General features: G+C 63.5%; 22 protein-coding genes. 12 read left to right on the top strand and 10 right to left on the bottom strand.

Going from position 1 to position 23,190, the window contains the following annotated elements; all coding sequences use genetic code 11:
• Positions 1–211: 211 nt before the first annotated feature.
• Positions 212–862 carry a TetR family transcriptional regulator C-terminal domain-containing protein gene (locus tag CK228_RS03055; RefSeq protein ID WP_095771321.1) on the bottom strand — a complete coding sequence of 217 codons (651 nt, stop codon included), beginning with the start codon at positions 860–862 and terminating at the stop codon, positions 212–214.
• A 193-nt stretch (positions 863–1,055) separates the two neighbouring features.
• Here CK228_RS03055 and CK228_RS03050 point away from each other — a divergent pair, with 193 nt between their 5' ends.
• The 8 genes from CK228_RS03050 to CK228_RS03015 all read left to right on the top strand — a co-directional run bounded on the left by CK228_RS03050 (position 1,056) and on the right by CK228_RS03015 (position 10,126).
• A complete protein-coding gene (locus CK228_RS03050) occupies positions 1,056–1,907 on the top strand; it encodes a uracil-DNA glycosylase (RefSeq protein ID WP_245437953.1) in 852 nt (283 codons plus the stop codon).
• A 3-nt stretch (positions 1,908–1,910) separates the two neighbouring features.
• Positions 1,911–3,536, top strand: a complete 1,626-nt coding sequence (locus tag CK228_RS03045; protein WP_095786825.1) for a choline dehydrogenase — start codon at positions 1,911–1,913, stop codon at positions 3,534–3,536.
• Between the two features lie 16 nt (positions 3,537–3,552).
• Positions 3,553–3,873 (top strand): NIPSNAP family protein, encoded by a 321-nt coding sequence (locus CK228_RS03040; RefSeq protein WP_095771318.1) that lies wholly within the window; start codon positions 3,553–3,555, stop codon positions 3,871–3,873.
• Between the two features lie 122 nt (positions 3,874–3,995).
• Entirely contained in the window at positions 3,996–5,063 is a 1,068-nt protein-coding gene (locus CK228_RS03035; protein ID WP_245437952.1) for a BMP family ABC transporter substrate-binding protein, read from the top strand.
• 40 nt (positions 5,064–5,103) lie between these two features.
• Positions 5,104–6,663 (top strand): ATP-binding cassette domain-containing protein, encoded by a 1,560-nt coding sequence (locus CK228_RS03030; RefSeq protein WP_245437951.1) that lies wholly within the window; start codon positions 5,104–5,106, stop codon positions 6,661–6,663.
• Complete coding sequence (locus CK228_RS03025) at positions 6,660–7,697, top strand: ABC transporter permease (protein WP_095771316.1); 1,038 nt, start codon at positions 6,660–6,662, stop codon at positions 7,695–7,697. The genes CK228_RS03030 and CK228_RS03025 overlap by 4 nt, the downstream gene beginning before the upstream one ends.
• Positions 7,694–8,587, top strand: a complete 894-nt coding sequence (locus CK228_RS03020; RefSeq protein ID WP_095786823.1) for an ABC transporter permease — start codon at positions 7,694–7,696, stop codon at positions 8,585–8,587. Before CK228_RS03025 ends, CK228_RS03020 begins: the two co-directional genes overlap by 4 nt.
• A gap of 9 nt (positions 8,588–8,596) precedes the next feature.
• Positions 8,597–10,126: an amidohydrolase gene (locus CK228_RS03015; RefSeq protein ID WP_095786822.1), complete on the top strand. Its 1,530-nt coding sequence runs from the start codon at positions 8,597–8,599 to the stop codon at positions 10,124–10,126.
• Here CK228_RS03015 and atzF read toward each other — a convergent pair.
• Genes atzF through CK228_RS02975 form a run of 8 tightly spaced genes read right to left on the bottom strand, consistent with a single transcriptional unit; the run spans position 10,074 to position 18,437 of the window.
• The gene (gene atzF, locus CK228_RS03010) at positions 10,074–11,969 is read right to left on the bottom strand and encodes an allophanate hydrolase (protein WP_095786821.1); all 1,896 of its coding nucleotides are present in this window, start codon (positions 11,967–11,969) and stop codon (positions 10,074–10,076) included. The genes CK228_RS03015 and atzF overlap by 53 nt on opposite strands.
• A complete protein-coding gene (locus tag CK228_RS03005) occupies positions 11,966–12,316 on the bottom strand; it encodes a cupin domain-containing protein (protein WP_095786820.1) in 351 nt (116 codons plus the stop codon). Before CK228_RS03005 ends, atzF begins: the two co-directional genes overlap by 4 nt.
• Positions 12,309–12,977, bottom strand: coding sequence for an isochorismatase family cysteine hydrolase (locus CK228_RS03000; RefSeq protein ID WP_095771311.1), 669 nt, complete (start codon positions 12,975–12,977; stop codon positions 12,309–12,311). The genes CK228_RS03005 and CK228_RS03000 overlap by 8 nt, the downstream gene beginning before the upstream one ends.
• Positions 12,977–14,509 carry an ABC transporter ATP-binding protein gene (locus tag CK228_RS02995; protein WP_095786819.1) on the bottom strand — a complete coding sequence of 511 codons (1,533 nt, stop codon included), beginning with the start codon at positions 14,507–14,509 and terminating at the stop codon, positions 12,977–12,979. Before CK228_RS02995 ends, CK228_RS03000 begins: the two co-directional genes overlap by 1 nt.
• Positions 14,510–14,519: 10 nt before the next feature.
• The gene (locus tag CK228_RS02990; protein ID WP_095786818.1) at positions 14,520–15,221 is read right to left on the bottom strand and encodes an isochorismatase family cysteine hydrolase; all 702 of its coding nucleotides are present in this window, start codon (positions 15,219–15,221) and stop codon (positions 14,520–14,522) included.
• Between the two features lie 14 nt (positions 15,222–15,235).
• The gene (locus CK228_RS02985) at positions 15,236–16,162 is read right to left on the bottom strand and encodes an ABC transporter permease (RefSeq protein ID WP_095786817.1); all 927 of its coding nucleotides are present in this window, start codon (positions 16,160–16,162) and stop codon (positions 15,236–15,238) included.
• A complete protein-coding gene (locus CK228_RS02980) occupies positions 16,162–17,250 on the bottom strand; it encodes an ABC transporter permease (protein ID WP_245437959.1) in 1,089 nt (362 codons plus the stop codon). Before CK228_RS02980 ends, CK228_RS02985 begins: the two co-directional genes overlap by 1 nt.
• Positions 17,251–17,309: 59 nt before the next feature.
• Positions 17,310–18,437 carry a BMP family ABC transporter substrate-binding protein gene (locus CK228_RS02975; protein ID WP_095786815.1) on the bottom strand — a complete coding sequence of 376 codons (1,128 nt, stop codon included), beginning with the start codon at positions 18,435–18,437 and terminating at the stop codon, positions 17,310–17,312.
• A 323-nt stretch (positions 18,438–18,760) separates the two neighbouring features.
• On the opposite strand from CK228_RS02975, the gene CK228_RS02970 reads away from it, so the two are divergent.
• The gene (locus tag CK228_RS02970; RefSeq protein ID WP_245318061.1) at positions 18,761–19,417 is read left to right on the top strand and encodes a GntR family transcriptional regulator; all 657 of its coding nucleotides are present in this window, start codon (positions 18,761–18,763) and stop codon (positions 19,415–19,417) included.
• 500 nt (positions 19,418–19,917) lie between these two features.
• Here the strand turns inward: CK228_RS02970 and CK228_RS02965 are convergent, their stop codons facing one another.
• Positions 19,918–21,057 carry a mandelate racemase/muconate lactonizing enzyme family protein gene (locus CK228_RS02965; RefSeq protein ID WP_095786814.1) on the bottom strand — a complete coding sequence of 380 codons (1,140 nt, stop codon included), beginning with the start codon at positions 21,055–21,057 and terminating at the stop codon, positions 19,918–19,920.
• Positions 21,058–21,124: 67 nt separating this feature from the next.
• Between CK228_RS02965 and CK228_RS02960 the strand changes: the two genes are divergently transcribed.
• The 3 genes from CK228_RS02960 to CK228_RS02955 all read left to right on the top strand — a co-directional run bounded on the left by CK228_RS02960 (position 21,125) and on the right by CK228_RS02955 (position 23,187).
• Positions 21,125–21,826, top strand: a complete 702-nt coding sequence (locus CK228_RS02960) for a GntR family transcriptional regulator (protein WP_095786813.1) — start codon at positions 21,125–21,127, stop codon at positions 21,824–21,826.
• Between the two features lie 126 nt (positions 21,827–21,952).
• Positions 21,953–22,261: a hypothetical protein gene (locus CK228_RS35675; protein WP_245437949.1), complete on the top strand. Its 309-nt coding sequence runs from the start codon at positions 21,953–21,955 to the stop codon at positions 22,259–22,261.
• Entirely contained in the window at positions 22,258–23,187 is a 930-nt protein-coding gene (locus CK228_RS02955) for an extracellular solute-binding protein (protein WP_245437948.1), read from the top strand. The genes CK228_RS35675 and CK228_RS02955 overlap by 4 nt, the downstream gene beginning before the upstream one ends.
• Positions 23,188–23,190: the final 3 nt, after the last annotated feature.

The following is a 23,190-nucleotide window of genomic DNA, read 5'->3' as shown; positions in this document are numbered from 1 at the left end:
GACAGCTCATCTTCCCGTGGCCAAACTTCCGTGGTGCAATGTATGATCCGCAATGCAATTCCGGCAAGCAGCATGTATTCAAACAGGACTTTTCGCCAATCCGCCATGCAACTTTATTCGGGCGGCCGCATTTGCAATGGCGCTGACAATCGCCGTGCGCGCGGCGGCGCTGTCGCCATTGGCCAGCGCCGCAAGAAGCATTTCGATGCTGTCAAGCTGAGACGCCGCACCCGTCGAGGACGATAGTCGTGATGGCGGCGGCCGCTGCGTCGTAGTCGGCCTTGGCCAGTTTGCTCTTTTCGAGCGCATTGGCTGCCAACGGTTCGAAATCGCCGTAGAACTGCGTCGCCGCCCACAGCATGATGAAAAAATGCCGGGCATCGACGGGCGCCATCTTGCCGTCGCGCACCCAGCCCTCGACGACGGCAGACCGCTCGCGCGTGACCCGCTGCATGTGCAGCTTTTGCTGCTTGCTCAGGAAGTGGGCACCTCGCAGCATTTCGTTGGCGAAGAAACGCGACTCGGCTGCATGCTTGCGTGAATAGTCGAGCTTGGCGCGGACATAGACGGCAATCGCCTCGCGCGGGTCGCGATCAGGCGTGATGTGCTCGAAGGCCTTGTCCCACCCCGTCAGCAGATGCTCGATCACGTGGGTGTAGATTTCCTGCTTGGTCGAAAAGTAGTAGTAGACATTGGCCTTGGGCAGCCCGCAATGGTCAGCTATTTCCTGGATGCGCGTCCCGTCGAGGCCCTTTCGCGCGAACACGTCGACCGCCGCGCGCAGAATCTTCTCCCGGTTCCTGGCGCCAACCCTGTCTTCGGGGTTCTTGCCGCCCGGGCGTGCCGCTTTCTGTCCCGCCATATTCGCTACGCCCCCCTGCCTGTACTTGTCCGGGCTCTATAGCACCCTTCGAAAATCGGCCCAAGCCATAGTGGCATGGTTTCAAAAAAACTGACGATATGGTCAGGTTTTGTAATTTTGGAAGTTGACATTTTGGTCAGGTTCTTCGTAACGTCCCGATCGTCGGGAAGTTAAAGGGGAGGGCGTCGCCGCGATGCCGGTTCAACTCAGGTCTGCGATGATTGAAACCTTGGCGGGTTGGCACGACGACATCGCACCGGCCTGGCGGGCCGCCCTTGGTGCCGTGTCGCTGGATTTCGATGCCATCGACCCGATGCTTGAGCTTGAGCCTTGGGAGCCGATCTTCCCGTCGCGGCGCGATAAGACTTTTCCTGGCGCGCCCAAGGGCGCGCACATGCTACGCGCCTTCGACGGCATTGCGCCGGAGGATGTGCGTTGCGTCATTCTTGGCCAAGACCCTTATCCGGAGCCCGGTTTTTCCACCGGCCGTGCCTTCGAGGCCGGCAATGTCGCTGCCTGGCGCGAGCTCGACAAGATGTTCTCCAAGAGCATTCGCGCCTTCACCCAGCAGATCGTCGCGGCGCGCACCGGCAATCTCGCCTATGCCCGGTCCTTCGCCGATTGGCCGGCGACGCTGGCCGCCATCGAGGACGGCCAGGTCGATCTCGAGAGCGCCGACGTGCTGGCGCAGCGATGGGTCGACGACGGCGTTTTGCTTCTCAACGCGTCGCTGACGCTGTCTCGCTTCAAAGTCGAGATCGACCCGCACCAGTCGAGCGGTCATCTGCCCTTGTGGCGTCCGCTGATACTCGCGGTGCTGCACCAGCTCGCTGGCCGTGGCGCTCCCGTCATCTTCATCGGCTTTGGCGACGCTGCCGCGCAGACGCTTGCTTTGGCGGGCATCATCGAAGGCCAGGGCCCACTGACCGGCTGCATTCTGCGCGACCATCCGGCGCGCGCCGATGCGGTTCTGACGCTCGAAAACCCATTCCTGCTTTGCAACCGGTATCTGGAGGCGATGGGCGCCAAGCCCGTCGCATGGTGACATATGTCTGCAACAGAGACCTACGATTTCATCATCGTCGGCGCCGGCTCGGCCGGTTGTGTTCTGGCCAACCGGCTGTCCGCCAACCCCGATCACAAGGTGCTGTTGCTGGAAGCGGGCGGTCGGGATTCCAATCCACTGTTCCGACTGCCCATGCTGATGGGCAAGCTGTTCCAGTCCGGCATCTACAACTGGCATTATCACACCGAGCCGGAACCCTTTCTCAACAACCGCTCGCTCTATTGGCCGCGCGGCAAGGCATTGGGCGGCTCGTCCACCATCAACGGCATGATCTATGTGCGCGGCAACCGCCACGACTACGACCGCTGGGCGCAAATGGGGCTGCCCGGTTGGTCCTACGAAGATGTGCTGCCGGCCTTCCGCAGGTCGGAAGGACACATTCAGCGCAAGGATGCCCCGCATGGCACCGGGGGTGAGCTGACCGTCTGCCGGGCGCGCGGCTGGAACCCGCTGCTCGACGTGTTCTCGGCAGCGGGCGCGCAAGCCGGCTATCCGATGAACGACGACTTCAACGGCGACGAACAGGAAGGCTTCGGCAAATTCGACTTCACCATCAAGGACGGCAAGCGCTGGTCGACCTCGTATGCGTTCCTGCGCCCGATCGCCGGACGCAAGAACCTGACCGTCCTGACCAAAGCGCTGACCCAGCGGATCGTCCTCGCCAACGGCAGAGCCGCCGGTGTCGAATTCTCCCATAACGGTACGCTACGTACCGCTCATGCCGAACGCGAAGTCGTGGTTAGCGCCGGCGCGGTGAACTCACCGCAAATCCTTTTGCTGTCGGGTATCGGGCCTGCCGACGAGCTCGCAGAGCATGGCATCAAGGCCATTCACAATCTGCCCGGCGTCGGCAAGAACCTGCAGGATCATGTCGATTGCGTGTTGTCCTACGAATGCACCCAGCCAATCACGCTGTTCAGCGACCTGCGTGTCGACAGGCTGACCTGGTCGCTGGTCGAAGGCATCTTGTTCGGCCGCGGCATCACCACGACATTCCCCTATGAGGCAGGCGCGTTCATCAAATCGCGGTCGGATCTGGTTGCGCCCGACATCCAGCTGCATTTCATGCCAGCTCTGGAAAAGACCGCCAACCTGCACTTTCCCAGTCCGTTCAAGCGCGCGGCTGTCGAAGCCAATCACGGCTTCACGCTGCGGGTAGGGCCTGTCAACCCGGAGAGCCGGGGCGCCATCACGCTGGCATCCGCCGATCCCAAGGTGCCGCCCAGAATCCAGGCCAATTATCTCGAAACCGAGTTTGATCGTCAGACCATGATCGCCGGCATTCGGCTGACGCGAGAGATCATCAACCAGCCCGCCTTCGACGCCTATCGCGGACGCGAGCTCGCGCCCGGTCCTCAGGTCGAGACCGACGCCGATCTTGTCGAATGGCTGAAGGCGACCGCCATGACGACATTCCATCCGGTCGGCACATGTAAGATGGGCAACGATGAGCGCGCCGTCGTCGACGCGCGTCTCAAGGTCCATGGCATCGACGGCCTGCGCGTCGCCGACGCTTCGATCATGCCGGTCATTTCCAGCGGCAACACCAATGCGCCAGCGATCATGATCGGTGAAAAATGTGCCGAGTTCATCCTGAACGCTGCCTGACGGGACAAGGAACGCCATGATTGTCGAACACCGCACCTACACATTCCGGCCCGGCACGGTCGATTCGTGGATGCAGAAATACGAGGCCGAAGGCCTCCCTGTGCAAAAGAAGCACCTCAACCGTTTCCTCGGGCTCTACGTTTCCGAGATCGGGCATCTTCATACGACGGTTCTGATGTGGGGCTACGACAGCCTCGCCGATCGCGAGGCGCGCCGCGCCGCCATGTATGCAGATCCCGACTGGCAGAAATTCATCGGCGAAGTCTGGGCGCTGAACGCCATCCAGTCCCAGGACGTGATGATCATGAATCCGGCACCGTTTTCCCCCGGTGTCTGATGGCGAACACGAGCGTGACCGGGGACGGATGAGGCATCGGATGCCGCCTCAAGAAGGTGGCACCAGAACTTTCAAGGGAACGGCGAGCCGGAAACGCGGACGCCAAAAAAGGGAAGACTGTCATGACGAGCAATTTTGACGACCGGGCGATCCTCGCCGCGGGATTGAACCGCCGCAGCTTCATCAAGGCCGGCGCCAGCGCGGCAGCGCTTGCCGCCGTAAGCGGTGCGCTATCCAAGGTGGCATATGCGGCTGACGGATTCATCGCGCTGGTGCACACCCAGGCAGCGGGCGACCAGAGCGCGGTCGATTCCATGATCGCCAAGATCAACCAGCTGGCGCAGGAAAAGGGAGTTCAGGCGCGCGTCGTCTACGCCCAGGATCCGGCGACCTACGAAACCATCTTTCGCACGCTGGCCGATGCCGGCGCATCGGTCATCGTCTCGACCTTCAACGAGGTTGGCGAGCCGTTCAAGGCGCTGGCGCCGTCCTATCCCAAAACCAAATGGATCCAGCTGTTCGGCGACGCTATCGAGCCGCCGCTGCCCAATGTTGTGACCGTATCCTATGACTATTATCTCGGGTGCTATCTGTCGGGTGTGTTCGCCGCGCGCATGACCAAGAGCGGCAAGATCGGCTATATCGGCGGCATCTCCATTCCCCCGCTCAACGCCGATTTCAATGCGCTGAAGGCCGGCGCTCTTTCGGTCAATCCGGACCTAACCGTGACTGCCGCCTTTGCCGGTTCGTTCCAGGACCCCGCCAAGGGCCAGGAAATCGCCACCCAGATGTTCAACGACGGCATCGACTACATCCAGACCGACTCTGCGGCCACCGATGGCGGCATCATTGCCGCCGCCAATGAGGGCGCGGGGCGCATGCTCTCCACCCTTGCGCGGGCGCAGTATCCACTCGGTCCGAAGTCGATCGTCGGCATCGTCAGCCTCGACTTCGGCCAGTCGCTCTACATCGAGGTCGGCAAGGCGCTTGGCGCGGAATGGGCTGGCGGCAAGCATGTCGCCACCGGTCTGGGCACCGGCGTGGTCGAATTCGAGCTGTCGCCGCTCTATGCCGAGCAGGGCCCGGCGGATCGGGTTGCCAAATCCAAGGAAATCTGGGCTGAGATCGAGAAGACCAAGGCCGGCATTCTCGACGGTTCCATCGTCGTGCCCTTCAACACCACGCTTTGAGCCTGTTGGCTGACAGGGCGAACCTGGATCGATGACCCCGATGGACAATCCCGCACTCGAATGCCGTGACGTTACCGTGGCCTATGGCAGCGTCATGGCCCTTTCGGGTGTGGGCATTGCTTTCGAACAGGGCAAGATTCACGCCGTGGTCGGTCAGAATGGCGCTGGAAAAACCACCTTTGCCCGCGTCGCGGCCGGACTTGTCCGGCCGGCCGCGGGCGAACTCAGGATCAACGGCCAGCAAGTCAAGACAGGCAAGGTCAAGGACGCGCGCGCCGCCGGCGTCGAACTCGTGCACCAGAGCTTTGCCTTGCCGCCGTCCTTCACGGTGGCCGAAGCCATGGAGTTCGGGTCGGACAGAGGCGCCGCTATCTTCACCCGCTCGGCATTGCAGAAGCGCTGGGCGCCGCATCTCAAGAGCCTCGATGTCAATGTCGATCCGAAGCGCCGGGTGCGCGACCTGCCGGTCGAGACGCAGCAAGGCATCGAGATCGCCCGCGCGTTGGTCGCCGACGCTAGGGTTCTGATCCTCGACGAGCCGACGGCGGTGCTTTCGCCTTCCGGAATCGAGATGCTGTTCGAGCGGGTGCGCAAGCTCAGGGATCGCGGCGTCACCGTGATCCTCATCCTGCACAAGATACGCGAGGTGCTGGCGATTGCCGATACGGTCAGCGTGCTGCGCGGCGGCAGGCTTGTCGACGGGCCGGCGGCCTGCGCCGAGATCGGCGCCAAGCGTCTTGCCGAGATGATCGTCGGCCCGGCCGTCGCCAGGACCCTGGCGCCGGGTGATGCCGACGCGGCGACCGGCCGAGGCGCACCAGCCGCGCACACGGCGAACCACCACACTCCGGCCGATGCTGGGCTGGTCCTCGACATGCGCGGCGTCTCCACGCAGAGCGACGCCGAAGGGCCTGCCCTGCGCGATCTTTCGCTCACAATCAAGGCCGGCGAGATCGTCGGCATTGCAGGCGTCGAGGGCAACGGCCAGCGAACGCTGGTGCGCGCCATCGCTGATCTTGTCGACGCGATGCACGGCACGCTCGCAGTGGGCGGGGTCGATGTCACGGCCGCACCGCTGGCGCGCCGCCGCGCCGCCGGCCTGCGCATCATTCCATTCGAGCGCAACACTGAGGGCTTGAGCCTTTCGAGCAGCCTGTGGGAGAACTGGTCGGCGCGCGAATTGCTGCAATCGCGCTTGCTGAGCGCCATCAATCCGGCGCGGCTGAAAAAGCGCTGTGACGAGGCGCTTCAAGCATGGAGCGTGCACTATGCGACCACCGGCCAGCAAGCGGGTTCACTGTCGGGCGGCAACGCCCAGAAGGTGATCCTGGCGCGCGAGGTCGATGCCGACGCCAAGCTGATCATCGCCGCGCAGCCGACGAGAGGTCTCGACATCGGCGCGACAGCCTTTGTCTGGCAATCGCTGCGAGAGGCACGCGACCGCGGCTGCGGCGTGCTCTTGATCTCCTCGGACCTCGACGAGCTCTTCGACATCAGCGACCGGGTCGTCGTCATGCTGTCGGGAGAGGTCGCCGGCACATTTTCGGCGCCCTACCGGATCGGCGCCGTCGGCGCGGCCATGACAGGGGTTTCCCAATGACGGGCAAATTCGTTTCGGTCTTGCGTGGGCTGATCTTCATCGTTATCGCCCTGGCGCTGTGCGGCGTCATTTTCCAGTTCGCCGGCTATTCGGCGCTCGGCATGTTCCACAGTGTCGCCGAAGGCGCGTTCTTCCGCCCGGGCGCATGGCAGCAGAGCCTGCGTTGGGCGCTGCCGCTGTTCATCACCGCCGCCGGTGTCGGCATTTCTTTCCGCGCCGGCTATTTCAACATTGGCGCGCAGGGCCAGTTCTACCTCGGCGCCATCTGTGCCGCTTTCATGGCCGAGTGGCTCAACGGCGCGCCCGCCTTCGTTGTCATTCCGGCCTGCTTTGCAGCCGGCATGACAGGTGGGGCGCTCTGGGCCCTGTGGCCGGGACTGCTGCGCCTGCAGTCCGGCACCGACGAAGTGATCACCACTCTGATGGGCAATTTCCTCGCTGGGCTGTTGCTGGTCTATGTCACCGCCGGCCCGCTGAAGGACCCGTCAGGTTCGGGTCAGCAGGCCTCCAGCCGGCCGCTCGCGGCTGCCTATCGCATTTCGGATTCGCTGGGTCTGTCGCCGACCATTATCGTGATCGCCGCGCTGGTCGCGGTGGCGATGTGGCTGCTGGTCAATCGCACCGCCTTCGGCGTTCTGGCCAGCCTTGCCGGGCGTAACCCGACCATGGTGCAGTGGCAGGGCGCAACGGTCTGGCGTTTGGGGCTTTCGAGCTTTCTGATCTCCGGTGCCCTGGCGGGCCTCGCCGGCACCATCGAGTTCATGGGCCCCAACGGCCGTCTGGCCGGCGGGTTCCTGCCGACCCACGGCTTCACCGCTATCCTGATCGCGCTGGTGGCCAATCTGTCGGTGGTGGGTACGGCCTTCGTCTCGGTGTTCTTCGGCGGGCTTGCCTCGGCCGCGCTTTATCTGCCGATCATGGCAGGGCTGCCCTCGGCGGCCATCGAGATCATCAACGCCGCAATTGCGCTTTTCATTACTGCCAAATCCGGCTTCGTCGACCGCCTCCTGGCGATCGGGAGGAGATCGGCATGAACGACATCATAGTCGCCATCCTGCGTTCCGGCACGCCGCTCATCTATGTCACCATGGCGGGCGTCGTGGCCCAGCGCGCCGGCATATGGAATCTCGGCCTCGAGGGATTGATGATCATCGGCGCATGTGCGGCGATTGTCGGCATCGTGCTGACCGGCTCGTTCGCGTTGGCGATGCTGATTGCCATCATCCTGTGCGTGCTCGCCTCGGTGCTGCTGTGGTTCGTCATCGAAAAGCTCAAGGCCAATCCGATCATCGCAGGCCTTGGATTGACCGGCTTCGGCCTCGGCGGCACGTCGCTTGCCGTCCAGGCCATCTTCGGCAGCCAGGCCGCCGTCACGGCCCCCTTCGGCGTGCCCAAGCTTGGCCCGGCTTTTGGACCTTTCGGGGTGCTGTCGATCTTCGTGCTGGCGATGCCCTTCGCGGTTTTCGCCATGTGGGTTCTGTTGCGGCGCACGCGCTTCGGTTTGCGGCTGGCGGCTTCGGGCGAGCACCCCTTTGCAGCCCGCAGCGTCGGCGCCAATCCCTCGCGCATGCGACTTGCAGCGTTGATCATTGGCGGGGTGCTTTGCGCCATTGGTGGCGCCGAACTGGCGGCTGGCAGTTTGCAGATCTACGCCCAGAACATGACGGCGGGACGCGGCTTCATGGCTTTCGCCGCGGTTATTTTCGGGGCAGCGCATCCGATCGGTTCCGCATTTGCCGCGCTGTTCTTCTCCGTGGTCGGCGCCCTCGGCATTCGCGCCCAGTTGCTGTTCGGTGATGCTGTTCCGCATGACCTGCTTTTGGCCTTGCCTTATATCGCGACGGTGTTCGGCGTCTGGCTCAGCGGCAAGCTGCGCGGAGGGCGCAAGGCCGCCACGGGCTTCGCTGAACTGCGCGATTACTAGGACACGCATATGCAAACGCTGATCCGCAACGCCACGCTTCTGACCATGGACGGGCCCGACGGGGCCCTTCCATTTGCCGGCGACATCCTCATCGACGGCGCCACCATCACCGCCATCGGCAAGAACCTGGCTGCTGCCCCCGACGCACGGATCATCGAGGGGCAGGGCAAGCTGGTGATGCCGGGGCTCATCAACGCCCACACCCATTCCAGCGAGACCTTCCTGCGCGGCCGCTACCAGAACATGCCGCTCGAAGTCTGGCTGCTCTATGCCTATCCACTGCTGATGGGCCCGGCGATCGCGCCGCGTCTGCTCTACCTGCGCACACTACTGCTGGCCATGGAGTCGCTGCGCAACGGCGTGACGACCCTGTGCGACGATTTCTTCGATCCGCCAGCGCATGATCTCGAGCGTCTCGGCACCGTGTTCAGGGCCTACAGGGACGCCGGCATTCGCGCCAATGTATCGAGCGCGGTGATGAACGTGCACACGCTCGATGCGCTGCCCTATGCGCGCGAAGTCCTGCCGCAGGCGTTACAGGACAAGCTCGATTTCGGGCCGCCCGTCAGCGCCCAAACCTATGTCGACTATTGTCGCTCGGCCTTTTCGTCGCTGCATGGCATGGCCGGCCGTCTCAACTTCATGATCGCGCCGTCTGCGCCGCAACGCTGCACGCCCGACCTGCTGGTCGCCTGTCACGATCTGGCGCTGAAAATGCGGGTGCCGCTACACACCCACGTGCTTGAAACCAAGACCCAGGCGATCACCGGGCACCTGATGTTCGGCAAGACCCTTGTCGCTTGCATGCACGAACTCGGCGTGCTCGGCCGCAACACCACCATCGCCCATTCGGTCTGGGTTACCGACGAAGATATGGAACTGATGGGTGAGGCAGGATGCTCGATCGCTCACAATGCCGTTTCCAATCAGAAGCTCGGCGCCGGCATCGCGCCTATCCGCCGCCTGATGGATGCCGGCGTCACGGTGGCGCTCGGCACCGACGGCGTGTCGTCCAACGATACCGCCCGCATCTTCGACGTGATGCGGGTTGCCGGTCTCATCCACAGTGCCTCGGGGCCCGACTATGCAACATGGATTCCAGCCGCCGACATTCTTCGCATGGCGACAATCAATGGCGCCCGCAGTGCCATGTTGGAGGACGCTACCGGCTCGCTCGCCGTAGGCAAGGCGGCGGACCTGATCGTGCTCGATCTCGACACCTATGCGTTTATGCCGCTCAACGACATAGACAAGCATCTGGTGTTTTCGGAGAACGGATCGTCGATCGAGATGGTCATGGTGGCCGGCGAAATCGTCATGCGCGACGGCCGCCTGACCACCGTCGACGAGACCACGATCTTCGCCGAAATCCGAGAGACGGTGCCCGCTTTTTTAGCCGAGCACGCTGAGCTCGAACGGCTCAACAGTGTGTTCGATCCCTACTTTGCCGAAATCCACCGCCGCGCGTCGCAGGAGAATCTGGGGTTCAACCGCTATGCTGGCGACGAGGCGCCCTGGAACTTCTCGAACTGGCGCTAACAGCTGGGGTGTGGGCGACGGGGCAGTGATCGCTTTGGTCTGCTATGTTCTTGCTGGGGCTGACGAAGCGGCGCCAGCCGCCGAAGGACGAGATGTCGGACGCACCGCTGAGGCCAGCGGTTTCGACCAGGAAGCCCTTGGCCGAACTGCCGTCCTCGAGCTCGATGGTCCCGATGCCGAGCGGTGGCGGGATAGCCGCGACGAAGCGGCCGAAGGCGTCCGCCGAGAGTCGCCAGACTTCGACCTCGACGGTTGCGCCGCCCTCGGCGACACGGAGCAGCCCCGGCTTGGGCACGGACTGGCCAGCCAGCGCATAGAGCCTGTAGGCGGCGGATGTCTTTGCCGAGCGCGAAAACCGTGCGCCGAGCTGGCTCAGTTGGCCGTTGAGCGGCATCCCCGAAAGATGCGCGCCAACAACCACGAGATCGATCATGCCATCATCTGCTGATGAAGCTGTAGGCAGAAAACCCGGCTGCTGCCAGCCGGTTGCGCCGAGCGAAAGGCCGCTCGCCGCATGCAGGTCGCGGGCGAGCGCCGCTGTCAGCGCATCGCGGCCGGCCGGCGCCAGCAAGGTGACGCTCATCGGCAGGCCGTCATCGCGCTTGCCTGTCGGCACGGCGATGCCACACATGTCGAGCAGGTTGACGAAATTGGTGTAGGTGCCGAGGCGGCTGTTGGTCTCGATCGGATCGGCGAGCACGGCGGCGGTGGTGTAGTGCGTCGGCGCGGTCGGCACGCAGAACAGGTCGACCGAGGCAATGACCGGGGCGAGCTTGGCCTTGTAGGCCTGCAAGGCATAGAGGCCGCGGAAGGCGTCCGCCGCCGATAACTTCCTAGCGGCGCCGAGGATCTTGCGCGTCACCGGATGCATGGCGGCTTCGTTGACTTCCATGAAATCGCGGATCGCGGCATAGCGTTCGGCCACCCAGGCGCCCTCATAGAGAAGGTTGGCGGTGGCGTAGAAATCGGCGAACGGGATTTCGACCAGCCGGCAGCCGAACCGCGACAGCATGGCAAGCGAGGCCTCGAAGCCGACCTGCATCGCCGCATCGCCGAAGAATTTCCGGTCGGCTTTTGCCGGGATGCCGACGTTCAGCACCGGCGGGCGGGCGGCGAGCGGCTGGACGGCGATGTCGCGCGAATAGGGATCGGCCGCATCGCGCGCAGCTGCGACGGAGAACACCAGATAGGCGTCGTCGACGGTCAGCGCGAACACCGAGACGCAGTCGAGCGTGCGGCAGGCCGGCACGACGCCGGCCGTCGACAGCGCACCGACGGTCGGCTTCAGCCCGACGATGTTGTTGAGGCCGGCCGGGATGCGGCCGGAGCCGGCGGTGTCGGTGCCGAGCGCGAAGGAGACGATGCCGCGCGCCGTCGCCACCGCCGACCCCGAGGAGGAGCCGCCCGGCACCAGCTCCGCGTCGATGGCGTTGCGCGGGATCGGCCAGGGCGTGCGGACGCCGACGAGGCCGGTGGCGAACTGGTCGAGGTTGGACTTGCCGACGACGAGCGCGCCGGCGGCCCTGAGCCGCGCCACTACGGTGGCGTCACTGTCGGGCCAGTAGGTGTATTCGGCGCAGGCCGCCGTCGTCGGCATGCCGGCGACGTCGATATTGTCCTTGACGGCGACGGGAATGCCCCAGAGCGGTTTCCCCAGCGGGTCGAACGGGCCGAGCGCGTCGGCCGCCGCAAGCAGATCCGCCCTCGCGGCGAGATGGATGAAGATGCCCGGATCATCAGCCGTCTCGATGCGGGCATGGATCGTGGCGATCACATCGCCAACGCTGACGCCGTTCCGATAGGCCGCGTGCAGGCTCGCTATGTCGAAGTGGATGTCGCTCATCTCGTCTCCCCCAGAATGATCACCGGCAGGTCCCACTGGATCAGCACGACGCAGCCGTCCTTCGTCCACACCGAATGCTCGGTCCCGACCGAATTGAGGATCACGCTGCCGGCAGGATAGTCACCGTTCTCGTCGCTCTGGATGCCTTCCAGCACGACGATGGTCTCCAGCCCGGCATGGCGGTGGCGTGGCACGCCGGCGCCAGGCTGGTAGCTGAGGACGGCGACCGAGGGTTCGACCGGTCCGCCCTTGAGCAGCCAGTGCACCCTGATGCCGTCGCGGAAATGCTCGAGCGCCAGATCGCGCCAGCCGCCGTCGAGCAGGCCGGCAAAGGCAAGATTAGGCATGGGCAATTCCCTCGAGCACCTGGTCGGTCGTTGCCGTCCAGCCAACGATGGCGCCCTGCGCCCTGATCATGGCGATTGCCGCCGCCTTGAACTCGGGAAAATAACTTTCCGTCGCGTCCTCGGCGAGCAGGCACTCATAGCCGCGATCGTTGGCCTCGCGCATCGTCGTCTGCACGCAAACTTCGGTCGTCACGCCGGCAAAGACGAGTTGGCGGGCGCCGATCCACTTGAGGTCGTTGCCGAGGCTGGTCGCATAGAAGGCGCCCTTACCGGGCTTCTCGATGACGATCTCGCCGGGCAAGGGCGCAAGCTCGTCGAGGATCGCGGTGCCGGGTTCGCCCGCGATCAGTAGACGTCCCATCGGACCCATATCGCCGATGCGGATCGACGGATTGCCACGGTCGCGCTTGGCCGGCGGCAGGTCCGAAAGGTCGGGCCTATGGCACTCCATGGTGTGGATCACCGGCAGGCCAGCGGCGCGAAAGCCTTCGATCAGCCGCTTCACTGTCGGCACGATCGCGGTCACGCGACCGACGTCGTTGCCGAGACTGGCGCCGAAGCCGCCGGGCTCGGCGAAGTCTCGCTGCATGTCGATGACCATCAGCGCCATGGTCTGCGGCTTAAAGGTGAAGGAAAACGGCAGCGCATCGATTTCCGCCATCAGTGATGTCCCGCCATGTGTTCGCCGATGGTCTGCACGCTGGCCTGCGCGATCGGCGTCTCATAGACCAGTGCGCCGTCCGACATGACGAAGATGCGGTCGGACAGTTCGAGCAGTTCGTCGAGGTCTTCCGACATCAGGAGCACGGCGGCACCCGCATTGCGCGCCTTCATGATGCGGGCGCGGATTTCGGCCACCGCCGAGAAGTCGAGGCCGAAGCACGGGTTGGAGACGATCAGCAGATCGACTTCGCCGGTCAGTTCCCTCGCGAGCACGGCACGCTGCACATTGCCGCCCGACAGCGAAGCGATTGGCGAGGCAAGCGAGGCGGTCTTGACCTTGAACTGTTCGACCAGCCTGGCGCTGAATGCCTTGATGGCGCCGGCGCTGATCCAGCTTACCGGCTTGCCGTTGCTGTCGATGTCGAAGGTGCGGAAAGAAATGTTCTCAGCCACCGTCATCTTCGGCGCGCAGGCGTTTTTCAGCGGCTCTTCCGGGATGAGGCGGACGTTGAGCGTCCGCGCCTCGGCACGCGTCGCCGCATAGGGGGTGCCGCGCACCATGACTTCGCCGGTATCGCGCGGGCGCTGTCCGGCCAGCACTTCGAGGAATTCCTTCTGGCCGTTGCCGGAAATGCCGGCGATGCCGACGATCTCGCCGGAGCGCACGCCGAGATACTCAATGCGGATCGACTTCAGCCCGGTGCGGTCCGGCGCCTTCAGCGATCTGACCTTGAGCACGATCTCGGCATCGGGTTTCGGCGCGGCACGGCTGTCGAGCACAGCGATCGGCTGATCGCCGATCATCATCGCTGCCATCCTCTTGTGGTCGAGGTCGGTGACGCGGCCCGTTCCCGTCAGCTTGCCTTTGCGCAGCACGCTGACATCGTCGGCGAAGGCCGTCACCTCGTGGAATTTGTGCGAGATCATCAACACGGTGAGTTCGCCGGCCCTGGTCATGTCGCGCACCAGCCCCAGCACCTCCTGCGCCTCGACGGGCGTCAGCACCGAGGTCGGCTCGTCCAGCACCAGGAAGGAGCGGCCGAGATAAAGCTGCTTGATGATCTCCAGCTTCTGCTTCTCGCCGGCCGCGAGTTCGGCCACCTTGACGTCGAGCGGCAGCTTGAACGGCATGCGATCCATGAACACGGCAAGGTCGCCGCGCTCCTTGCGCCAGTCGATCACACCGGGCACCTTTTCGCGCGAGATGACCAGGTTCTCCGCCCCGGTCAGCGACGGCACAAGTGTGAAATGCTGGTAGACCATGCCGAGGCCGAGCGCCGATGCGTCCCTGGGGCTGGCGATCGCCACCTCGCGGCCGTCGACCAGCATATCGCCGGCGGTCGGGCGATAAAAACCCATCATGCATTTGACCAGCGTCGACTTGCCGGCGCCGTTCTCGCCGAGCAGCGCGTGGAAGGAGCCGGCCGGCACCTTGACCGAGACATCGCCCAGTGCCGTGAGGGCGCCGAAACGCATGGTCATGCCGATGGTCTCGACTCCGACGGCCTTGTTGCCGGTGATCACGCTCATCCTGGTTCCCTTACGGCAGCTGCGCGACGAAAGATGTCGAGTTCGACACCGCGCCGAAGACGCCGCCCTGCATCTTGATCATCTTGATCGCGGCGAGATGATTGCCGTAATCGGTCGCCCCGCAGCAATCCTCCAGGATCACGCATTCGAAGCCGCGGTCGTTGGCTTCGCGCATGGTGGTGTGGACACACACATCGGTGGTGATGCCGGTAAGCACGATATTGTCTATGCCGCGCTGATTGAGGATCAGTTCCAGGTCTGTGGCACAGAACGAGCCCTTGCCGGGCTTATCGATGATCGGCTCGCCCCGGATCGGATAGAGGTCGGGGATGATGTCCCAGCCCGGCTCGCCGCGCACCAGGATGCGCCCGCAGGGGCCGGGGTCGCCAATGCCGGCATTGATGCGGCGCGAGCGCCAGCGCTTGTTGGCGGGCAGATCGGCAAGGTCGGGCCGATGGCCCTCGCGGGTGTGGATGACGGTGTAGCCTTTCGCGCGCATGGCCGAGAGCACCGACTTGATTGGCTCGATCGGCGCGCGCACCAGCGACAGGTCGTAGCCCATATGATCGACATAGCCGCCCGGTCCGCAGAAATCGGTCTGCATGTCGATGATGATCAACGCCGTGTTGTCGGGGCGAAGTTCGCCATTGTAGGGCCATGGATACGGGTCGGCGTCGATATAGCGCTGGGTGATTTCGGCTCTGGCGTTCATGGCAAAAACTCCAGTTATTTGGTGATCGACAATTCGCCCGGCGCACCGGCAAGCGAACGGGTCGGCGACGAGGCGGCGACCATGATGATGAGGGTGAGGATGTAGGGGGCGGCGTAGAACAGGTAGTACCCTTGCGTGACGCCGACCGACTGCAGCGCCGGTCCGAGCGCGCCGGCGCCCCCGAACAGAAGGGCGGCGGCAAAGCAACCGAGCGGATTCCAGCGCGCGAAGATGACCAGCGCCACCGCCATCAGCCCCTGGCCGGACGAGATGCGCTCGGTCCAGCTGCCGGGGTAGTAGAGCGACAGATAGGCGCCGCCGATGCCGGCCAGCGCGCCGCCGACGCCGGTGGCGACGAGGCGCACCGTATTAGGGTTGAGGCCCATGGCGCGCGCGGCGTCGGAACTGTCGCCGACGACGCGCACGATAAGGCCGGCGCGGGTGTTGCGGAAGGCCCACCACAGGACGAGCGAAAGTGCCGCCCCGATCAGGAACAGGACGTTGACGTCGAGTGCCGCCTGCACCTGCGGAATATCGGACCAGGCGCCGAAGGGAATGGCCGGAAGGTTGGGCGCCTTAGGCTTGATGAACGGCTTGCCGAAGAAGAAGGCGAGCCCCGAGCCGAACAGCATCAGCGCGATGCCGATGGCGATGTCGTTGACTTTCGGGAATTTGCAGATCCAGCCATGGAGCAGGCCGAAGCAAAGGCCAGCGGCCGAGGCTGCCAGCAGACCGAGCCATGGCGAGTTGGTCATGACCGCGACTGCATATGCGGTCATGGCGCCGAAGACGAGCGTGCCTTCGAGCCCCAGATTGATGCGGCCGGAGCGCTCGGTGATGGCCTCGCCCAGCGAGACGAAGATGAAGGGCGTCGACACGCGTATGGCGCCGCCGAGAATGGCGAGTGGCACGCCCCAGAGGCCGATCTCGGTCGCATCCATCACGAGGCCCTCTGCCACAAATCGGGATTGAAGGCCTTGAAGCGGCCGTACAAGGTTTCGCTGAACAGGATGACGATGAAGAGCATGCCTTGCAGAACCAGCACGGTGGCGTCGGGCAGGTCCATGCGGCGCTGGATCAGCCCGCCTGACGCGTCGATGCCGCCAAGCAAGATGGCGACCGGGATGATGGCCAGCGGGTTGTGGCGGGCGAGGAAGGCGACGAGGATGCCGGTGTAGCCATAGCCGGCGGCGAGCGAGCCGTTGGCGCTGCCTTGCACGGCAGCGACTTCCAGCATGCCGGCAAGACCGGCCAAGCCGCCGGCAAGCGCGGTAAAGCCAACGATGAGCGGTCCGACGGCCAGCCCCTGCACCTGCGCTGCCCTGACATTGCCGCCGGCGATACGAGCGGCAAAGCCCCAGCGGGTCTTTTCGATCAGCACCCAGCAGAGCACGCAGGCGACGACGCCGACGGCAAGCCCCCAATGCACCTCCATGCCTGGAATGTTGCCGATGCGGTAGATGTCGGCGAGCGGCTGGGTCGAGGGTTTGTTGAGCGAGGCCGGGTCGCGCAGCGGCCCTTCCACCAGCTGGTTCATCAGGGCGATGGCGATGTAGGCCATCAGCAGGCTGGAGATGGTTTCGTTGACGGCGCGGTAGTGGCGCAGCGCGCCGACGGCACCTATCCAGATGCCGCCGGCGGCCATGCCCGCCACGCCCATGGCAAGAATGACGATTGACGAAGGCGCGCCGCTAAGCGCCACGCCGATGGCAGCGGCACCGACGCCGCCGAGCACGATGGCGCCCTCGCCACCGATGACGACGAGGCCGAGCCGCGCCGGCAGCGCCACGCAGAGCGCCGCGAGCAGGAGCGGTGCAGCGCGCGACAGCGAGTTCTGGATGGAGAACCACGAGCCGAAGCCGCCACGCCACATGGTTTCATAGAGCTGGACCGGCGACTTACCGACCAGCGCAATGAACAGGCTGAACAGGACCATGCCGACGACCAGCGCCGCGAGCGGAATAACGAAAGCTTCCGCCCGCCTGGCGATCCACTCGATCGTCGCCGGATAGCCCCTGGCGCCGAGCATGGCCGGCGCCTCCGCACTGCTGACCGTATCCGTCATGGTCCCCGTCTCCGCGCTCGGCCTCAGGCGGTCGAGCCGACGACGCCCTCGACCAGATAGTCCATGCTTTCGAGCTCAATGGCGGTCTCGGCGAAGGCCTGGCCTGCCGTCGCCACCACGGCGCCCTTGTTGCTCTTCAGCGGGCCCTTGATGACGGAGAAGCCGCCCTTCATCATTTCGGCCAGGGTGGCGTCGAACTGCTTGCGAGCCGCCTCGCCGACGGCGGGACCGAGTGGGCTCATCTTGACGAAGCCGTCGGCCAGTCCGCCGCGGGTGAAATTGGGCAGCGGCATGCCAGCAGTCAGGTCGTCGACGAACATCTTGTAGACCTTGGCCCAGTTCCATTCCGCGCCGGTGAGGTATTTCTCCGGCGCCAGCGGGCTCTGGTTGGCGTGGTAGCCGCAGACGGAGGCGCCGCGCCCGGCCGCCGTCTCGACCACCACTTTCGGGCTGTCGACATGGCAGGTGATGACGTCGGCGCCCTGATCGACCAGCGCGTTGGTGGCTTCCGCCTCCTTGACCGCCAGCGACCACTCGCCGGTGAAGATGACCTGGCAGGTGATCGTCGGGTCGACCGAGCGCGCGCCGAGCAGGAAGGAGTTGATGTTGAGCAGCACCTGCGGAATGGGCTTGGCGGCGACGAAACCGAGCTTCTTGCTCTTCGAGGTGTGGCCGGCGACGACGCCGTTGAGATACTGGCCCATGCCGATATAGCCGAAATATGAGCCGGCATTCATCGGGTGCTTGGCCTTGTCCCACATGCCGCCGCAATGGCGGAACTGCACGTCGGGGAATTTCGCGCACATCGCCAGCATGTGCGGATCGAAATAGCCGAAGGAGGTCGGGAAGATCAGCGAGGCGCCGTCGAGATTGATCATCGATTCCATCGTCTTCTGGACATCGACCGTTTCCGGCACGTTCTCCTCCTCGACGACGGTGATGCCCTCGATGCCCTTCAGCGCCGCCGCGCCCTCGGCATGCGCCTGGTTGTAGCCATAGTCGTCCCTCGGTCCGACATAGATGAAGCCGACGGTGGCGGCAGCGGCGAAGGCACGGCTGATCGGAAAGGATGCCGAGGCCAGGCTGAGTGCGGCTCCCGCGGCGGAGATCTTGAGCAGTTGGCGGCGGTTAAGCATGAATCTGTCGGTCATAGTGAATGCTCCCCTTTAGGACCCTTTTCCGGGTCGATTAACATGCCGTCAAGAAAGTGCATGCAATCACTGTGCCAGTTTGTGAATTGAAATTTATTCAATAAAATCAATTATCACATCGAAGGCTTGTGCTCATGCTTGAGGCAATTGCATGCACTTTTTGCCTTTAAAATAGACAATTTGACAGGCAGATTAAAATAGAGGCATAGAGGGCATATCCGAGTTGAAAGGCCAACGAGTCGGCGGACTCCACGAGAAGACGCGACGGAGGAAACTTGTCGGGGAAGCGCAGCTTGATCAGGTCGGGCACGACCGTGGATCAGATGGTCCGGGCGATCGGCGACCGGATCGTCACCGGCTACCTGCGCCCCGGCGAAAAACTGGACGAGACCTCGCTCGCCGCCCGCTTCGACGTATCACGCACCCCGGTCAGGGAGGCGCTGGGCCAGCTCAGCGCCATGGGCCTGGTCGAGAGGCGGCCCAACAGGGGCGCTATCGTTGCCGTCGTGACGCAGGAGCATCTCGCCTCGATGTTCGAGAGCATGGCCGAACTGGAAGCGATCTGCGCGCGCTTCTCGGCCGAGCGCATGACCAGCAGCGAACGTCGCGGGCTCGAGATCGAGCACCAGGGTTCGGCGCGGATGGTGCAACTGGGCGCGGAGGAGGACTATGAGTATTTCAACACCGAGTTCCATAGCCGGCTTTATCGTGGCGCCCACAATACGCATATCCACGATCTCACCGTGATGACCCGCAGCCGGTTGGCACCCTTCCGCCGCGCGCAGTTCATGCTGCCCGGACGGCTGGCCAAATCCTGGCAGGAACACGACCTAATCGTCACCGCGATCCTGCGTGGCGACGGCGCCGCCGCCGGTAAAGCGGCGCGGGACCACGTTTCCATCGTCAGCGAGGCGAGCGCCGTCTTTGCCGTCGGTGACCAGCCGAAAGCCGCAAGCACGACGCCAGTCACCGCCGACTGAGAAACCACCTGTTGCAGCAGCGGCACATAGCGCCGAAGACACGGATTTGGCACGAAGAAGGCATAAGGTCGCTAAGTTTGATCCTTTGGCTGTCGCGGAACCATATGGAGCGATACGGGAAGATTTCTGATTTTGGCCAACGAAAAAGTCAATGAAATCAAGGTTCCTGGTACATTCTCCGGGCCTGCCATGACCATTGATTTTGCGACGAAAAGATACCCTATTTGGCGAGGTGGCGGTTTAGAGAGGTGACGGTACTTTTCGAGATGGATTGGGCGCGCCGTCTAACCCGCAAAAGTGCGAAAAATCGCCCGATTGGTCCCGATAGTTGGTGAAACGTCAAAATTTTTTTTGCCGCGATTTTTCCTTTAAAATCAAAAGCGTAACTTTTTGACGGGCCATAGGTCGGCGTTGTGGGTCGGTATCGCGTATAGGGGGTTTGAACCAGCGACGATGGTGGGCCGACCGCCTCGGCCCTGGTCTGGGCTTCAGCTTCTCTACTACTTCACGGGAAGGCGTGGATTATCCGGCGCGGCGCCGAGTTCCGACCGTGCCAGGCGCCTTGGCCTGATCCATTCGCCGCGCGCCTTTTCCGATAGGACCAATCCATGGCCTAGCCGATTGGGCGCGTAGGCGTAGCCGTCCCGGATCTCGATAGGCTGTTGCACCAGATGATCGAAGTTCTGAAATGAATATTCCAGCCATTCGACCTCGGGAAGCGCGGCCGCCATATGCACGCCGACCTCCAGGAACGTGTTGCCGATGCTGATCGGTATCCCGAGTTCGGCGGCCAGCCAGCCGATGCGCATGACGTCCGTCACCTGACCATGGACATTCAGGATATCGGCCGCATGGGCTTCCAGGAGCAGCCGCTTGCCCTGTAGATCCAGATACTCGCCGCTGTTGATCTGGGTCCATGTGACGGCATGCCTGAGTGTTCGCAACCCTTCATGGTCGTGACGCAGGATCGGATCCTCGACCCACAGAAGTTCGTGGCCGGCCTCGCGGATCGCCACCAATTTTGTGAGCGCCTCCTTCGAGCTCCAGGCCTCGTTCGGATCGATCATGATTTTGGACCCGGCCGGGACACAGGTCTTCAACAGTTCCAGACGCCGCAGATCGCGGTCGAAATCCCGGTGGCCGACCTTGATCTTGAAAGCCGAGTAGCCAATCGACACCGCGTGGGAGAACAGCGAGACGAAGGCTTCGTCGTCGAGGTGAAAATCGAGGCCGCTGGCATAGGCCTTCACCCGGTTGCGCCGACTGCCGAGCAAGACATGAAGGGGCAGGCCAGCTTCCTTGGCCGCAAGATCCCAGAGCGCCACCTGAACCGCTTCGTGAAAGGGCAGGGAGTAAGCCCGCTGATTGCCGCCGCGCGGGCGGTGCACACGGTGGACCAGGGCGATCGCCCTGTTGCCCTTCAGGCTCGGCCAAACCTCATGTTCGAAAACGCTCTCGATCTCCTGCTGATCAGGCAGTGGATTGAAGAGCGTCTGGATGAATCCCAGCCCCACCTCGCCACTTTCGGAAACGAGTTCCAGCGCGGCGACGTTGACATCGTCCGACCGAACCTGGCTGTCCCCGATTACCCGGTCGCGGGCGAACTGAAATCGGGTTATACGAAAATGCGAAAGGCTCATCACAGGGGCTTCCTGATCGGTTACTATATCAAACTGATCTATCAGATGGCATCTTACTACCGGACCAATGGAGGTGCCGCAAGTGGCGGGCAAGGCAAAAACTGACTCTTCTCCCCTCGTGGCGGCCGCCCGCATGAGCGATGTCGCCTATGAGCGAATCCTGGAGGGCTTGTTCGACCGGCGCGTTCCGGCCGGGGCATTCATTTCGCAAAACGAGTTGTCCGCGATCGTCGACGTGCCCGTTGCTCCGCTTCGCGACGCCCTGCGTGTTCTTGAAGCGGAAGGGATCCTGACCATCCATCCGCGCTCCGGCATCCAGTTCATCAGGCCCGGACTGGAGCTTACGCGCGCCACCTACCAATTCCGCTCCATCATTGAGCGCGCGGCGGTCCGCGTCTTTGCCGAACAAGGCGATGAAGCCGTCATGAATGCCTTGGAAATCCGGCATTCCAGGCTGCTTCGGCGCATCGAGCGCGATGGCCTCGGAAAGGAGCAACTGGAGGAGATGGATGCGCTGGAGGGAGAGTTGCACGGCGCGGTCATCGCCGCACTGCGCAATCCCCTGATCGACAGCACCTACCGGCGCATGCACAATTATCTGCGTCTGCTGCGGCTCGACAGGAAGATCACGACACCCATCATGGTCCGGACGCTCAAGGAGCACCTCGACATCCTCGAAGCTTGCGGCACAAGGAATGCCGACACCGCCGAGGCAAAACTGCAGGCGCATTTCCAGGCGGCGATGCAGCGAAGCCTGGGTCTCGTCTGACAGGTCAACGGTGATCCGTCGCTTAGTCCAGTTGCGCGCCGGGCGGTTGCATGGCGTGGCAAAGGATGCTACCCAACCTTCACCTGATCGATCAGATTGATGATCTGATATCTTGGAGGAGATCGCATGCAGTTGAACAAGAGGCAGTTTCTCATGGGTTCGGCGGCCCTGGCGATGGCAGGGCATATCGGCGGCGCCCGTGCCGCGAGTGCCATCAGTTACTGGCACCATTTCACCAGCCAGTCGGAAATGGCCAGCCTGCTGAAGATTATCGCATTGTTTCAGGCGGCGAATGCCGATGTGGCGGTGACGCAGGAGAATATCCCGAATTCCGAATATATGGCGAAGGTCTCTTCGGCTGTGTTGGCCGGTGGCCGTCCGGATACTGCGATGGTGATCGCCGAGCGTTTCGCCGATCTTACCGGGAGGGGTTGATCGATCTTACCGAGCGGGTGAACGGGTGGAAAGGCAAGGCCAATTTCCCCGAAGATCGCTGGGCCGGGCTTTCCAGCAACGGCGCCATCTATGCGGTTCCCGCCTTTGCCTTCGTCGACTGGATGTACTACCGCGCCGACTATTTCGAGGAAGCCGGGCTGGCGGGGCCGCCTCGGAATTTCGACGAATTCCTGAGCGCTTGCCGCAAGCTGACCGACCCGTCGAAGGGTAGGTATGCCTTCGGCATGCGCGCCGGCGCCGGCGGTTTCAAATATGTTATCGATGTCATGGAGGCGTTCGGCTCGCCGATCGTCAAGGATGGGCAGCCAGCCATCGACAGGGCCGCGGCGATCGAGGCAATAACGTTCTATTCCGATCTCTTCCTAAAGGAAAAGGTCGTGCCGCCGAGCGCGCCCAACGACAGCTACCGCCAGATCATGGAGGGCTTCCGCACCGGGCAGACGGCAATGGTGTGGCACCACACCGGTTCGCTGAATGAAATCTCGGCCGCGATGAAGCAGGGCAAACAATTCTCGACGGCACCCATGCCGGCCGGTCCGAAGGCGCATGTCGCTCGCGTTGCCTACGCCGGCAATGGCATCATGAAGGAAGACAATATAGAGGCCGCCTGGCGCTGGGTGAGTTTCTGGGGCCAGACCGATGCTGCCCTGACCTTGCTCGAAGGCACAGGCTATTTCCCGGCCTCGGCCGCTGCCCTGCAAGATCCGCGGATCACCGGCAATCCAATCTATCACGCGGCGGTCGAAACGCTGGAGTTCGGACGTCTGCCGAACAATTTCGTGGGCGCGGCGGGTTGGTCCGAAAATGTCGTCAACCCGGCTTTCCAAGCGGTGCTCACGGGTCAGTCGACACCGGAACAGGCTGTGGACCGTATGATCCAAGGCCTCGAAGCTGCCCTTCGCTGATAC

Source organism: Mesorhizobium sp. WSM4312 (genome assembly GCF_002294875.1).
Taxonomy (GTDB): Bacteria; Pseudomonadota; Alphaproteobacteria; order Rhizobiales; family Rhizobiaceae; genus Mesorhizobium.
Note: the sequence above shows the minus strand (reverse complement) of the source record. Positions and strands in the feature narration are given on the sequence as shown.